Here is a 12,862-nt window from a genome sequence, read left to right as displayed (position 1 = left end):
TGGGCGGCTGACCCCCATACAGCTGCAGACCAGGACCGGCTCTCATTGGGCGAGCACGGTGCACTGCATACGGACATTGTGCTCACTGCGCCTTGGAAAGACAGGGTGCGTTTGATTGGTAGCGAAGCCGCGATTGAACAGGGCGGTTATATGGAAGGCGCCCTGGCTGCGGTAGACAGGGTGCTTGCGCGGACATGATCCAGCCCATAAATCTGCCGCGAGTTGAAGGAGGCAATGCACAGCCGCAGAGTTCTAACCGCTGCTTGACCTAGCCAGGGCTGAAGAAGTTCGAGCCAGGGGGTTTGTTCAGGGGCGACCGGTCCTGCGGCCGTAAATGTAGATGCCCATTGCGATGATGCCGCCAATGATCATGACGTATCCTGCGCCGCCACCCATGCCGTTCTGATTCCCGCTGGAAGCAACTGTGATGATGGTGCCGAGCACTATGCTGATGATGCTCATCACAAAAAGCACAATCAAACTCTTGCGCTGCTCTTTTTTCACAACTGTTTTTGGATCTTCCATGTCGCTCTCACTTTTCAAGTTTGTCAGTCATTTGTGATCTGGCCAGATCAGTCGCAACACCTCGCGCCGTTTCGCGTCGTGGAAGGTGATGGTGTTGGCTGCCTGCTCTATGGCCAGCAACTGTTCGAGGCATCGGAATAGTTCGGCATTATCTGTCTTGCACTGGTCGATCGCGTATTCCTGGAGAAGGCCCAAATAATCTTCCAGGTTTTTCTCGTCGGTTTGTCCATTTTCGCGAAAGGCGTTTCTGTGCAGAGCCTTTACCGCGATGGCTTTCCACTCATCCCGGTGGCTGGTTTCCAGCCTTTCCGGATAGGTGTACAGGTCCCGAATTTCCTTTTCGATGGCTATCACCGTGTGCTCCGGCGGAAACAGCAGTCGCATCGCCAAGAGATCTCTGATGTCGTTCAGATGCCGTTCTACTGATTGTCTGACCAATTCGATTCTGTTCATCGCTGCTCACTTGTCAGCTTTTTTGATGCCGTCTCACAGTATTTAGCCTACAACAGAGTTGGATTGACCTATGAGGTTTCTGGTTGCCAGAAGTTTCAGTACCTGCCGCGTTTTGGTCTGTTATGACACCGACGAGATCATCTTTTGGTCGGTCGCCAACGCGCGCTTCAACCTTTCAAAGGTTCGTCGGAATCAATAGCCCTTTGCGTCGGTAGGCTTCAATAAGGATACGCAGCGATTCATCCGGCGCCTCATTTAGCAAACGGGTCCGGATGCTGGGCAGCCGGACAATAACCCGCTAGCCTGTGGCTGATTACTTTGCGCGGAGCCCGCTCGCATTATGTCCGACCATCACAACCCGCCGCGTTCTATCGAAGCGCAACCTGCTGCAGACGCGAACGCCTCGGCGCCGTTGAAACCTGACCACAACCTTTCCGTACTGGCTCGCCAGACGTTGGCGCACTATGAACAGAACGCTGAAGACTTCCGCGAAGGCACGCGCGATCATGATGTGAGCCAGAACATAACTACCTTGCTGCAACACATTCAAGCGCCTGCGCCATTCCACATTCTGGATGTGGGCTGCGGGCCGGGGCGGGATTTGCGTACATTTACCCGGCTGGGGCACGTGGCTGTCGGCCTGGATGGCTGCGGGCGCTTTGTCGAGATGGCCCGTGAAGACAGCGGCTGTGACGTGTGGCTGCAGGATTTTCTGGCGCTGGATTTGCCGGTGGAGCGCTTTGATGGTGTGTTTGCCAATGCATCGCTGTTTCATATTCCAAGCCGGGCTTTGTCTCATGCGCTGCAGCAGTTACACCACACGCTGAAGCCGGGCGGAGTGCTGCTCAGCTCCAATCCCCGCGGCGACGATCAGGAAGGCTGGGCCGGCGATCGCTATGCGGCTTACTACCAACTGGAAACCTGGCGGTCGTTTATGCAGGCTGCAGGTTTTACCGAGATCGAACATTACTATCGGCCGGCGGGGCTACCCCAGAACCAGCAACCCTGGCTGGCGAGTGTATGGCGACGGTCGTAGTTTTATGTATTTGCAAATACATATATTAGAAACTAGTATTTATAGACACACATTGAAAGAGTTTCCGCCATGCTGGCTGCTTCTGCTCTTGCGCCCGACAAAACGACTGCCGCCACCGGGTTGCGCACGGCCGTTGCCATCCTGGATAAGTGGGGCGCTACGGGAGAGCAGGGCGAGGCGATTTTGCGCGTCTCGCACAGCACCTACGCGCGAGCGAAGCGCAAGGATGGTGTGGCGTCGATCAACCTGGATCGTGATCAACTCACCCGTGTGAGCTTCGTGCTGAATATCCACGCGGCGCTGCGCACCATCTTCGACAATCCGGACAACCTGTATGGCTTCATGCGGATGCCCAACGACAATGCCTTCTTTCTCGGCCGCGCACCACTTGAGGTGATGGGCAGCGGGGACATCGTGGCGCTATACGAGACCTTTCGGCGAATCGATGTGCTGCGTGGCAGCCAGTGGTAACCGCGCAGGACCTGCCGGTATTACCCTCAGCCAATGTGCGGGCGTATCGGCTGGTCAATTCCAAGTTCCCACCGATAGCTATTTTCGATGATGTGGCCAGCGTTGATGAATTCGAAGAACTCTATGCCCTGCAGACAATGACCAATCCGCGGCTGGCCAATCAGGCTGGGCGGCTGGAGCTGATTCCGCGACCGGATATTCCCTTCGGCATTCCCGGGTGCTCCTATGCCGCGGCCCCTTTTACTCACGTCAATCCGGACGGTTCGCGTTTCAGTGATGGCTCCTTCGGGGTGCTCTATCTGGCCGACGTCATGGAGACTGCCATCGCCGAGGTGCGCTATCACCAGCAGGCCTACTGGTCGAATGTGCCGGATCTGCGTTACGAGCGCTTTGTCTTTCGCGGCCTGACGGTGCGTTTTGACGAGAGGGAGGCGTTGGACGTGCTGGATGTGCCGCGTACTGATCCGGTATATGCATCAGACAGTTATCAGGCCTCGCGTGTATTGGGCCAAAGCGCGCTTACTGCGGGTGCGGCGGGGTTGCGATACCACTCTGTCAGGCAACCAGAGGGGGTCTGCTGGGGCTTGTTAACACCCAGGCAGGTGGCTTCTGTTGTGCAGACCGCACACTACGAAATGATCTGGAGCGGGGAGATTGCCGCGGTTCACAAGCTGTCGACGCGCGTTGGTTGATGGGCAGCCGGTTGGAGTGCCGACTGTCTGATATGCCGGTACTCAGTATTCCTCTTCAGGTATTTTACCGGGTTGACCTTCCATCTTGTTCTCTTCCTTTTCCTCCAGATATCGGTCTGAAGGTTCGTCGCGAATATTGCCTAGTCCGGCGCGATCCTCTTCAGGCTCGAGCAGATCGCGCGCGTATTCCTGTGCTTGCGCGTCATTGAGTTCTTCATCCGTGGCAAACACCGGCTGTGCCAACAGGAGTGCAGCGGCCAGTGCCGAAATCGAGAGTGCAGATGCTGTTGTTCTCATGGTGTGATCTCACTTTAGTAGCGAAATTAAAGTGTAGTTGCTTCAACAGGATTAACCATTGGGCAACATACTGGCTAACACTCTTGACCTTAAAGTTTACTTTAAGGTTATGGTGTGTGCATTGCACTTCAAGCCGTCGAGGTATCGATGAAGACATTCAGCATTGGTGAGCTTGCCACTGCCAGCGGCGTGGCCACGCAGACCATCCGTTTTTACGAGCAGCAAGGCCTGATGCCCGCGCCCCGGCGTACTGAATCCAATTATCGCCGCTATCCGCATGAGGCTCTGGCCCGCCTTCAGTTCATCATGCATGCCAAACAGTGGGGCTTCACCCTGGAAGAGGTGCGCGAGCTTCTGCTGCTTCAGGATGCTAACGGTGACCGTGCCCAGGCCAAGCGCATCGCTGGTGAGAAGTTGGCGAAGATCCGCGAGCAGATAGAGAGCCTGCGTCGCATCGAGGCAGTGCTGGCCAAGACCTTTGCTGAATGCTCTGGCACGGGCTCTGTTGCCGGTTGCCCGATCGTCGAGGCTATTGCTGAACAATCCTGATAACGCGGTATGGGAGGTTGAATGAGTAACAGTATCGAGGTCGGGATCAGTGGCATGTCCTGCGCTTCCTGTGTAGGACGCGTGGAGCGCGCGCTGGCCAATGAACCGAGCATTTCCAGTGCACAGGTAAACCTGGCTACTTCGAAGGCGCAGGTAGACTTCGAGAATCAGCCTGATATAGCTGCAGCGATCCGGGCGATCGAAAGTGCCGGCTATCAGCCCGTGACACAGACTGTCGATATCGCGGTGCATGGCATGTCCTGCGGTTCCTGCGTATCGCGCGTCGAGAAGGCGATCAATCAGGTGCCCGGCGTGGTGCAGGCGAGTGTCAATCTCACTACCCAGAAGGCTTCGGTCACTTTTCTGCCGGATGTGGCAACTCTGCAGAAGCTGCATGACGCAATCCGCGGTGCGGGGTATGAGCCACAGAAAAGTGAGACTCATCCCGTGCCTGATACAGAGGACCAGGAACGGCTTGAGCTGCGCAACAGGATGCTATTTGCTGCCGCCTTGACTATCCCGATTGTGTTCATCGCGATGGGCAAGATGTTGCCCGGCCTGGATGCGTTCTTTGCCGGCATCATGTCGCACCGCGGCTGGATGGGGATCGAATGGCTGCTGACCACTCCCGTGCTGTTCTACGCCGGTGCTCGCTTTTTCCGCAGTGGCTTTGCGGAGCTTCGGCATCTGAGCCCGGGCATGAACAGCCTGGTGATGATTGGTTCGAGCGCGGCTTACTTCTATTCGGTGGTGGCCTTTCTTGCGCCTGCGGTGTTTCCGTCCGGCACCGCCGAGAGCTATTTCGAGGCGGCAGCAGTTATCGTTACGCTGATTCTGCTCGGACGCTACTTCGAGCATATCGCGAAGGGTCGCACCTCAGAGGCAATCAAGAAATTGCTGCGCCTGCAGGCGAAAACGGCGCGGGTAGTGCGCGATGGCGAGACAATCGAGGTGCCGATCGAAGACGTAGTGTCCGGTGACCGCATCCAGGTACGCCCCGGCGACCGGATACCGGTAGACGGTGTAGTGGAGGAGGGCCAGTCCTACGTAGATGAGTCGATGATCAGCGGCGAGCCTGTGCCGGTCTCGAAGGAATCTGGGGCAGAGGTTGTGGGCGGCACGATCAACAAGAACGGGTCGCTGGTATTTCGCGTGACTCGTGTGGGTGGCGACACGGTGCTGTCGCAGATCGTGAAAATGGTGGAACAGGCCCAGGCCGACAAACCTCCGATTCAGCAGCTGGCGGACAAGATCGCCGGTGTATTCGTGCCGATCGTCATCCTGGTCGCGATTATCACCTTTGCGGTTTGGTACTGGTTTGGCCCCGAGCCGACACTGTCCTTCGCTTTTGTCACCAGCGTTAGCGTCTTGCTGATTGCCTGCCCATGCGCGATGGGTCTGGCAACGCCGACCGCAATCATGGTGAGCACCGGCAAGGGCGCGGAGATGGGCGTCCTGTTCCGCCGCGGCGCAGCGCTGGAAACGCTGGCCAAGATGGATACCGTTGTGCTGGACAAGACAGGCACTCTGACCCAGGGCCGGCCGGAACTGACTGATTTTGTAGTGATGGAAGGCAATGATGACGAGTTGCTGAGCTGGGTGGCCGCTATCGAATCGCAGAGCGAGCACCCGATCGGCGAAGCCATTGTCGGCGCTGCCAAAGCGCGTGAGCTGGAACTGCCTGGTGTTACCGCATTCAACAACGAGCCTGGCTACGGCATTAAAGCTAATGTGGCCGGGCGGCAGATTCATATTGGCGCCGATCGTTACATGGAGCGGCTGGGTGTCGATCTCGCGGCGGCCAAAGAACAGGCGCGAGCGCTGGCGGAGGAGGGCAAGAGCCCGTTCTACGCGGCGGTGGACGGTAAGCTGGCGGTTATTATTGCGGTCGCGGACCCTCTCAAGGAAGGCTCGGTAGAAGCAATAGCCGAGCTCAGATCCCTAGGCCTGGAAGTGGCGATGCTCACCGGCGATAACCGTGTTACTGCCGAGGCCATCGCGCGCCAGGTGGGCATCGAGCGCGTATTGGCTGAAGTGTTACCGCAGCAGAAGGCAGAAGAGATCAAGCGCTTGCAGGACGAGGGTCGACTTGTGGCCTTTGTCGGAGACGGCATCAATGATGCGCCTGCGCTGGCGCAGGCCCATGTGGGAATAGCGATAGGCACCGGAACGGATGTTGCCATTGAGGCGGGCGATGTAGTGCTGATGCGCGGTGATCTGCGCGGCATAGTCAACGCTGCTGCGCTCTCGCGGCGTACCCGCAAGACTATCCTGGGCAACTTCTTTTGGGCCTATGGCTACAATCTGGCGTTGATCCCGGTGGCGGCGGGGGTACTGTTTCCGGTCTCAGGCTTTCTGCTTAACCCGATGCTGGCCGCAGGTGCGATGAGTCTTTCGAGTATATTTGTGCTGACTAACTCATTGCGGTTGCGGCGTTTTCGGACTCAGGTCACCGCGCAATGAGTCCCTGCCGTATCAGCTTTCGATAACTGGAAAAACTTTGGGGTCGGTCTGGATCAGCTGTAGCTCGCCATCCCGGTCGAGGTGATAGCGGTCAGGGGCCAGAAATAGCCGCCCCCGGTAGATAAACTCGGAAATCGATGCACTCGATTGCTAGCGCCTTGCGGAATTTCGCTGATCAGATGTGCGGGCCTGGCCTGGCAACCGACGCTCCAGCTGCCATAGTTACAGCATGACCTCAGCAACCTTTCGATTCTACGCCCGACTCAATCATTTTCTGCCGAGCGAACGGCGCAGCCAACCGTTTACCGTCGTTTGCGCAGAGAACGCGACCATCAAGCATATGGTCGAAGCGCTTGGCGTACCACATACCGAGATAGCGCTGGTGCTTGCCAACGGCGAGGCCGCGGCGCTTGACCAACAGGTCACGGACGGTGCCCGTATCGCTGTTTATCCTGAATTTGCGTCTCTTGATATTTCTACCGTGACCCGCGTGCGCCAACCTGCTGGCGGAGTGCCGATATTCGTGGCCGATGCTCACCTGGGCGCGCTCGCCCGGCTGTTGCGCATGGCGGGATTCGACACGTTGTACGATAACGGCATCGATGACGCGGAAATAGCGAAGGTGGCTTATCAGCAGGGCCGCGTGCTGCTCACCCGCGACCGGGATCTGCTCAAACATCGCGCTGTGACGCATGGCTGCTATGTACACTCGGTCAAGCCGCATGACCAACTGCGTGAGCTATTTGATCGGTTGGGTCTGGATACGCACATACGGCCATTAAGCCGCTGCCTGAATTGCAACGTGGTCCTACAGCAAATAGCCAGGGCACGGGTGCTTGAGCGTATTCCGCAAGGGGTGCGAGAGCGGCACGAGCGGTTCTGGTTATGCGAGGCTTGTGATCAGGTGTATTGGGAGGGCACGCATTGGCAAAAGATGCGGCAAATGCTGGAAACACTGACTATGCCGAGGTCCGATAACCCGAACCGTTCGCGCTAGTATTGGTACTACATTGCCAGCAGCAGGATCAGTTCTTTTCAGCAGCCAAGGTTGCGATCTTACGTTATCCGAGGCTAAATACTGTTATTGACTGCGCTAGGAAGCGTAGGGAAGCGAAAAGAAGCGAAGATGTTTGAGATTGATACGGTATCAGCATGACGGATATACCCGACGTAGAGCCGTTGTTGCAGCGCGCTATAGAGTTAGCCGAAAACACTGCAGAAAACAGGCTTGATTTGCCCTCTCCGGGTATTCACGCCACGGCGATGCGCATCGCAGAAGAGAATCCACAACTTGCGCTGTGGGCGGAGCTTTCGGCCGGCCACGGTGAGTACAGGCTTCGCAATGCATTGGATGTGGAGGCCATTGGCGTCATTTATTTCGATATGACCGGTCGGATTTTTGATGCCAATAATGCTTTTCTCATCTCGAACAGGCAACCAGCGTTGTCGGTACCCGCCTGCTGGTCAAACCCTTCAGCCTGGACGAACTGAGCCGCTGGGTGCGTTTTCTGCTGGATGGAAAAGACCGTGCTTTCTGACTGAATTCGCTGCATCCGGATGAACCCACCACCGGGTAGCCTGTAGAATCTGCGCCACCTTGCCCATGTCGAGTCAAACGCACAATGTCCGCCAAACTTACGGAAAATAGCCAGGGCATCGCGTACGGTGTTGGCGCCTATACCATCTGGGGCTGTTTCCCACTTTTCTTTGCGCTGTTCCAGGGCGTGCCTGCATTCGAAATTCTGATCCATCGCATTATCTGGTCCTGCGTTTTTCTGGCGCTGGTGATCACGCTGATGCGGCGTTGGGAGCCCGTCAGGCAGGCATTGGCGCGGCCCGGGCGGTTAGGCAGGGTGCTTGGCTGCGCTGTGCTGATCGCAGTCAACTGGGGTGTCTACATCTACGCTGTCGAGACCCATCACGTATTGCAGGCCAGTCTGGGATATTTCCTCACGCCGCTGGTGAATGTAGCGCTTGGTATGCTGATTCTGCGCGAGCGCATGGAGCCGCTGCAGGGTGTCGCGGTACTGCTGGCCGGCGCGGCCATACTCCTGCAATTGATCGTTCTGGGCACAATGCCGTGGATCAGTCTGATTCTGGCGTTGAGCTTTGGTACTTATGGGTTGCTGCGCAAGCAGATACAGCTGGATGGGTTGTCAGGGCTGTTTGTGGAAACGCTGTTGTTGCTGCCGATTGCGCTTCTGGTCGTGGCCTGGATGCTCCAGGCGGACCAGTCGCACTTTACCGCTGACCTGCGCACCACTTTTCTGCTGGTAGCCAGTGGCGTGGTCACTGCGGTGCCCTTGCTGGCGTTCGCTGGTGCGGCCCGGCGGTTGCGCCTGGCCACGGTCGGATTTCTTATGTACATCAACCCGAGCATGCAGTTCCTGATTGCGCTGGTTGTATTCAAGGAATCGATCACAATGATCCAGATCATCAGCTTCGCGATGATCTGGATTGCGCTAGCGCTCTATTCCTGGTCAACCTGGCGCACCCTGCAGGCGAGCAGAAAACGCCAGGCTGTCTCATAGCGCCTTGTTGCGCCGGATAAAATCTGCAGTCACTGCGGGCTGGGTGATCGGGAGCATGTGGCCGCCCTCGATCAGCTCCAGGTCGACATCGGGCGCCGCCGCAGCCATCGTCTCGCCCTGTTCGCGATAATTCAGGATGCGGTCCTCCCGACCATACAGCACCGAGATCGGCAGCATGAGTGAAGCATATTGCTGCTGCATCATTGGCAAAGCGTCCGGCAGTGCATTCATGTCAGCCGACGCCGCGATAAACTGGCTGGGACGCAGACCCAGCAAGCCGCCGCCGCGCACCGCGAAGTCCTCGGGTACACTCTCGGGACCGAAAACGATGTCCAGCACCTTGTCGCGTTGCAGGATCGACATCGGCGTCGCCAGTGTCCAGGCCACCAGACGGCGCAGCCACGGCCAGGAAATACCCAGAGCAGCAAAGACCTTGGAGGTTTCCGTGGGCATGTGAGTCAGTGGCGCGACCAGTGCCAGCCCAGCAACCTTGTCCGGATGACGCAGCGCCGTGGCAAGCGCCACCGCACCGCCCAAGGAATGGCCGACGATCAACGGCTTGCCCAGGCCAAGCGCGTCGATCAGGCCAGCCACCACATCGGCCTGTACCGTCAGCGATGCGGACGAGCGTTTATGCCGCGACGAATAGCCGCTGCCTGGCCGGTCGATCGCAACGACGCGGTGAGTCCCGGCCAGCTCGCCGAGCACGCTGTAGCTGAAGTTCTGGGCGACACCGCCGAGACCGTGGATCATCAGGATCGTCGGTGCATCTCCCTGCGTCTTGCCCTGCTCGAGATAATGCATCCGGTTGCCCATGACCGTGACAAACCGACCCTCTGGCGGCAGGCCCATGCGCACGCGCGTGGCAATAAAAAGGGTGAACAGAAACAGCCCGCCGAGAAACAGCGACAGACTGATGAGGATGGCACTGAACAGAAAATTCACGGTTAATTCCTTTTAGGGTGCGGATGATCCGTCGTTCTTCGGGGTCGCAAGCCCGGGCAGCAAGCGCCAGTAGTTGACCGGCATAATGCGCTCCAACCATGACAGTATGCGCGCATCATTGCCGACGACAACCCGGGGCTTGTCCCGCTCAATACCGCGTAGGATGATCTGTGCGGCCTTTGGTGGCGGCATGCGCAGAAGTTTCTCTGCCTGTTTGAGCTTGCGTGCATGCTCGGCATCGTCAACGCCTTCCGGCGGCCGTGCGCTGGTGGCGATAGCGGTTGCGACGCCGCCGGGATGCACAACGGTTACGCCTACCGGACCACTCTGCAGTTCCAGACGCAGCGCGTTGGAAAAACCACGAACGGCGAACTTGCTGGCGCAATAGGCGGTCTGGCCCGCCGGGGTTATAAAGCCGAACAGGCTGGAAACGTTGACGATACGCGATGCCGGGCGTTGCTTGAGCAATGGCAGAAAGGCGCGGGTCATGCACACCACGCCATCGAAGTTGATCGCCATCAACCAGTCGAAGTCTTCGGTCTTGACCTGGTCGAAGTTGCCGCCCAACGCCACACCGGCATTGTTGATCAACAGATCCACCTTGCCATGCTCGGCCATTACGGCCTGGGGCAGGGCGGCAACTGCTGTTCGATCGGCGACATCCAGCGGGTGCTCGCTGACCTGTATACCGAGCTTACGGGCCTGAGCGGCGGTTTCGCCGAGCGCCTGGGTATTCACGTCAGCCAGCGCCAGATGGCAGCCGCGTTCGGCCAGGGCCAGGGCCAGAGCACGGCCGATGCCGCTACCTGCACCGGTAAGAACTGCAACACAATCATTTACTTGCATGGCTTTTATTATCCTTTTTATTGAAACTGCATTACGCCGTCATCTACCCGGCCGTATTGGATGGTCATCTTGTCCTGGAAAAAATTCTGATGGACCTGCCAGGGTTTGCGATCGCCCTGCTTGGGCAGCATGCCCTCGGCGCGCTGAACATACCCGGAGGTGAAGTTCAGGAAGGGTGCGTCCTGCACATCCTCATCACGCCGCGGCACCGCGACGCGGTAACCCTTGCGGTCCATGAACTGCAGTAAGCGGCAGGTATAGTTGGATGTCAGCTCGGCCTTGAGCGTCCAGGACGCGTTGGTATAACCAAAGGTCAGAACCAGGTTCGGAATATCGCTGAGCATCATCCCCTTGTAGGCCATGTGTTCGCCAAAGACCACCGGTTCATCGTCCACGCTCACCTGCACGTCGCCGAGCGCATTGAGCTTGAGTCCGGTAGCGGTGATGATGATGTCGGCCTGCAGCTCCTCGCCTGATGTCAGGCGGATGCCGTTCGCGGTAAACGATTCGATGGTGTCGGTCACAACCGATGCACGGCCGGCTCGGATATCGTGAAACAGATCGCCGTCCGGCACCGCGCAGACCCGCTGATCCCAGGGCTTGTAAGAAGGCGTGAAGTGCTTCATGTCCGTCTCGGAGCCGACCTGGGTCTTGACCATGTGCAGCAGGCGTTGCTTGAACATTTCCGGCTTGTTGCGTGCGATCCGGTAGAAGAAGGAACCCAGCAGCACGTTCTTCCAGCGAGTCAGGGAGTGGGCGGCAGGCATTGGCAGCCACTTCTGCAGGCCGCGGGCAAAGCCATCCTCGAGCGGCCGCGATACTACGTAGCTGGGCGAGCGCTGCAGCATGGTCACATGGGCGGCGGTCTGGGCCAGGGCCGGTACCAGCGTTACAGCGGTTGCGCCACTGCCGATAACCACAACGCGTTTGCCGCTGTAATCAAGATCCTCCGGCCAGAACTGTGGATGAACGATCTGGCCCTTGAAATCGGCCTCATTCGGGAAGTCCGGACGGTAGCCTTCGTCATAGCTGTAGTAGCCGGCGCAGACCGAGAGCATGCGCGCCTTGACGACTTCCTCCCGCTCCTGCCCCTGTTTGTCCGTCGCGATCGAAGTGACCGTCCAGAGTGTTTCTTCACTCGACCAGGAGGCAGAAACCACCCTGCGTTGAAAACGGATGTGGTTGGTAATGCCGGATTCTTCGGCAATTTCCTCGATGTATCGCTTGATGTCGTTACCATCGGCAATCGCCTTGCGATGGGTCCACGGCTTGTAGCTGTAGCTCAGGGTATACATGTCCGAGTCAGAGCGGATGCCGGGGTAGCGGAACAGATCCCAGGTGCCGCCTATGGCCGCGCGGCGTTCCAGAATCAGGTAGCGTTTGTCCGGGCATTGATCGGTCAGGGCGCGCGCCGCACCGATGCCAGAGAGGCCGGCACCGATGATCAGGACGTCCAGGGAGGTAGGCTGGAATTGTTGTTGTGGTGTGTTCATGCGGTTATCCCGACAATGGGTGGTGGTGACAATCTAAATTGTCATATAAGATTTGGCAATCCTTATTGTCAGAATTCAACGCATGAATACAACTACTACCGCACCTGCCTCCGAGCCCAAGCGACGCTACCGCGGATCTGCGGTGGAAGAGCGCCGTGCGCTGCGCCGCCAGCAGCTAATTGATGCGGCAGTGCAGGTGTATGGGCAGAACGGTTACCGGCATTCGGGTGTAAAGCAGATATGCGACGCTGCCGGGCTGACCCAGCGTTACTTTTATGAGTCCTTTGCGCACAGCGACGACCTGCTGATTGCCGCCTACGAACAGGCGGCGCGTTGGATGCGCGAGGACAACATGGCCGCAGCACAAGAGGCGGGGCCTGACCCGGTGGCACGCAGCAGAGCCATGCTGCTGGCGTATTTTCAACGCCTGAAGGAAAACCCGACCATTGCCAGGTTGTTGCTGATCGAAATCCGCGGCATCAGCCCCGCGGTGGATCAGGCGATCGAGAAAGCACTGAAGGCCACCAGCGATGACATAGCCCGCGTGCTCGCGCGCCCGGG

General features: G+C 58.1%; 15 protein-coding genes and 1 pseudogene. 10 read left to right on the top strand and 6 right to left on the bottom strand.

The genetic code is table 11. The annotated features are described in order from the left end of the window. A pseudogene (locus ABYA88_RS13305) lies at nt 1-198 on the top strand (hypothetical protein); the annotation flags it as partial. Between the two features lie 108 nt (nt 199-306). Here the strand turns inward: ABYA88_RS13305 and ABYA88_RS13300 are convergent. Then, nucleotides 307-525: a hypothetical protein gene (locus ABYA88_RS13300; protein WP_373187850.1), complete on the bottom strand. Its 219-nt coding sequence runs from the start codon at nt 523-525 to the stop codon at nt 307-309. A gap of 27 nt (nt 526-552) precedes the next feature. Further along, nucleotides 553-978: a hypothetical protein gene (locus tag ABYA88_RS13295; RefSeq protein ID WP_373187849.1), complete on the bottom strand. Its 426-nt coding sequence runs from the start codon at nt 976-978 to the stop codon at nt 553-555. 340 nt (nt 979-1,318) lie between these two features. Between ABYA88_RS13295 and ABYA88_RS13290 the strand changes: the two genes are divergently transcribed. The 3 genes from ABYA88_RS13290 to ABYA88_RS13280 all read left to right on the top strand — a co-directional run bounded on the left by ABYA88_RS13290 (nt 1,319) and on the right by ABYA88_RS13280 (nt 3,177). After that, a complete protein-coding gene (locus tag ABYA88_RS13290) occupies nt 1,319-2,014 on the top strand; it encodes a class I SAM-dependent methyltransferase (protein WP_373187848.1) in 696 nt (231 codons plus the stop codon). Between the two features lie 69 nt (nt 2,015-2,083). After that, nucleotides 2,084-2,485: a hypothetical protein gene (locus tag ABYA88_RS13285; protein ID WP_373187847.1), complete on the top strand. Its 402-nt coding sequence runs from the start codon at nt 2,084-2,086 to the stop codon at nt 2,483-2,485. Further along, complete coding sequence (locus ABYA88_RS13280; RefSeq protein WP_373187846.1) at nt 2,479-3,177, top strand: RES family NAD+ phosphorylase; 699 nt, start codon at nt 2,479-2,481, stop codon at nt 3,175-3,177. Before ABYA88_RS13285 ends, ABYA88_RS13280 begins: the two co-directional genes overlap by 7 nt. A 42-nt stretch (nt 3,178-3,219) precedes the next feature. On the opposite strand, the gene ABYA88_RS13275 is transcribed toward ABYA88_RS13280, so the two are convergent. Next, complete coding sequence (locus ABYA88_RS13275; protein ID WP_373187845.1) at nt 3,220-3,474, bottom strand: hypothetical protein; 255 nt, start codon at nt 3,472-3,474, stop codon at nt 3,220-3,222. 147 nt (nt 3,475-3,621) lie between these two features. Between ABYA88_RS13275 and ABYA88_RS13270 the strand changes: the two genes are divergently transcribed. The 5 genes from ABYA88_RS13270 to rarD all read left to right on the top strand — a co-directional run bounded on the left by ABYA88_RS13270 (nt 3,622) and on the right by rarD (nt 9,017). Beyond that, the gene (locus tag ABYA88_RS13270) at nt 3,622-4,023 is read left to right on the top strand and encodes a MerR family transcriptional regulator (protein ID WP_373187844.1); all 402 of its coding nucleotides are present in this window, start codon (nt 3,622-3,624) and stop codon (nt 4,021-4,023) included. Between the two features lie 21 nt (nt 4,024-4,044). Then, the gene (locus ABYA88_RS13265; protein WP_373187843.1) at nt 4,045-6,486 is read left to right on the top strand and encodes a copper-translocating P-type ATPase; all 2,442 of its coding nucleotides are present in this window, start codon (nt 4,045-4,047) and stop codon (nt 6,484-6,486) included. A 229-nt stretch (nt 6,487-6,715) separates the two neighbouring features. Further along, entirely contained in the window at nt 6,716-7,483 is a 768-nt protein-coding gene (locus tag ABYA88_RS13260; protein ID WP_373187842.1) for a Mut7-C RNAse domain-containing protein, read from the top strand. 155 nt (nt 7,484-7,638) lie between these two features. Beyond that, the gene (locus ABYA88_RS13255) at nt 7,639-7,977 is read left to right on the top strand and encodes a hypothetical protein (RefSeq protein WP_373187841.1); all 339 of its coding nucleotides are present in this window, start codon (nt 7,639-7,641) and stop codon (nt 7,975-7,977) included. Nucleotides 7,978-8,108: 131 nt separating this feature from the next. After that, nucleotides 8,109-9,017, top strand: coding sequence for an EamA family transporter RarD (rarD, locus tag ABYA88_RS13250; RefSeq protein WP_373187840.1), 909 nt, complete (start codon nt 8,109-8,111; stop codon nt 9,015-9,017). Here the strand turns inward: rarD and ABYA88_RS13245 are convergent. The 3 genes from ABYA88_RS13245 to ABYA88_RS13235 are packed head-to-tail and all read right to left on the bottom strand — an operon-like array spanning nt 9,012 to nt 12,301. Then, on the bottom strand, nt 9,012-9,962 hold the full coding sequence (locus tag ABYA88_RS13245; RefSeq protein WP_373187839.1) for an alpha/beta fold hydrolase: 951 nt from the start codon (nt 9,960-9,962) through the stop codon (nt 9,012-9,014). The two genes, rarD and ABYA88_RS13245, sit on opposite strands and share 6 nt — an antisense overlap. Before the next feature lie 12 nt (nt 9,963-9,974). Next, nucleotides 9,975-10,808, bottom strand: coding sequence for an SDR family NAD(P)-dependent oxidoreductase (locus ABYA88_RS13240; RefSeq protein WP_373187838.1), 834 nt, complete (start codon nt 10,806-10,808; stop codon nt 9,975-9,977). A gap of 17 nt (nt 10,809-10,825) precedes the next feature. Next, nucleotides 10,826-12,301 carry a flavin-containing monooxygenase gene (locus ABYA88_RS13235; protein ID WP_373187837.1) on the bottom strand — a complete coding sequence of 492 codons (1,476 nt, stop codon included), beginning with the start codon at nt 12,299-12,301 and terminating at the stop codon, nt 10,826-10,828. Nucleotides 12,302-12,383: 82 nt separating this feature from the next. On the opposite strand from ABYA88_RS13235, the gene ABYA88_RS13230 reads away from it, so the two are divergent. Continuing rightward, on the top strand, nt 12,384-12,862 hold a 479-nt coding region (locus ABYA88_RS13230), incomplete at its 3' end, for a TetR/AcrR family transcriptional regulator (RefSeq protein WP_373187835.1).

This window comes from Halopseudomonas sp., assembly GCF_041579695.1.
In the GTDB taxonomy this organism is placed as follows: domain Bacteria; phylum Pseudomonadota; class Gammaproteobacteria; order Pseudomonadales; family Pseudomonadaceae; genus Halopseudomonas.
Note: the sequence above shows the minus strand (reverse complement) of the source record. Positions and strands in the feature narration are given on the sequence as shown.

Bases quoted from the DNA above. Each gene is read 5' to 3' on its own strand.
- ABYA88_RS13300 (WP_373187850.1), bottom strand. From the start codon at position 525: ATGGAAGATCCAAAAACAGTTGTGAAAAAAGAGCAGCGCAAGAGTTTG.
- ABYA88_RS13295 (WP_373187849.1), bottom strand. From the start codon at position 978: ATGAACAGAATCGAATTGGTCAGACAATCAGTAGAACGGCATCTGAAC.
- ABYA88_RS13290 (WP_373187848.1), top strand. From the start codon at position 1,319: ATGTCCGACCATCACAACCCGCCGCGTTCTATCGAAGCGCAACCTGCT.
- ABYA88_RS13285 (WP_373187847.1), top strand. From the start codon at position 2,084: ATGCTGGCTGCTTCTGCTCTTGCGCCCGACAAAACGACTGCCGCCACC.
- ABYA88_RS13275 (WP_373187845.1), bottom strand. From the start codon at position 3,474: ATGAGAACAACAGCATCTGCACTCTCGATTTCGGCACTGGCCGCTGCA.
- ABYA88_RS13270 (WP_373187844.1), top strand. From the start codon at position 3,622: ATGAAGACATTCAGCATTGGTGAGCTTGCCACTGCCAGCGGCGTGGCC.
- ABYA88_RS13265 (WP_373187843.1), top strand. From the start codon at position 4,045: ATGAGTAACAGTATCGAGGTCGGGATCAGTGGCATGTCCTGCGCTTCC.
- ABYA88_RS13260 (WP_373187842.1), top strand. From the start codon at position 6,716: ATGACCTCAGCAACCTTTCGATTCTACGCCCGACTCAATCATTTTCTG.
- ABYA88_RS13255 (WP_373187841.1), top strand. From the start codon at position 7,639: ATGACGGATATACCCGACGTAGAGCCGTTGTTGCAGCGCGCTATAGAG.
- rarD (WP_373187840.1), top strand. From the start codon at position 8,109: ATGTCCGCCAAACTTACGGAAAATAGCCAGGGCATCGCGTACGGTGTT.
- ABYA88_RS13240 (WP_373187838.1), bottom strand. From the start codon at position 10,808: ATGCAAGTAAATGATTGTGTTGCAGTTCTTACCGGTGCAGGTAGCGGC.
- ABYA88_RS13235 (WP_373187837.1), bottom strand. From the start codon at position 12,301: ATGAACACACCACAACAACAATTCCAGCCTACCTCCCTGGACGTCCTG.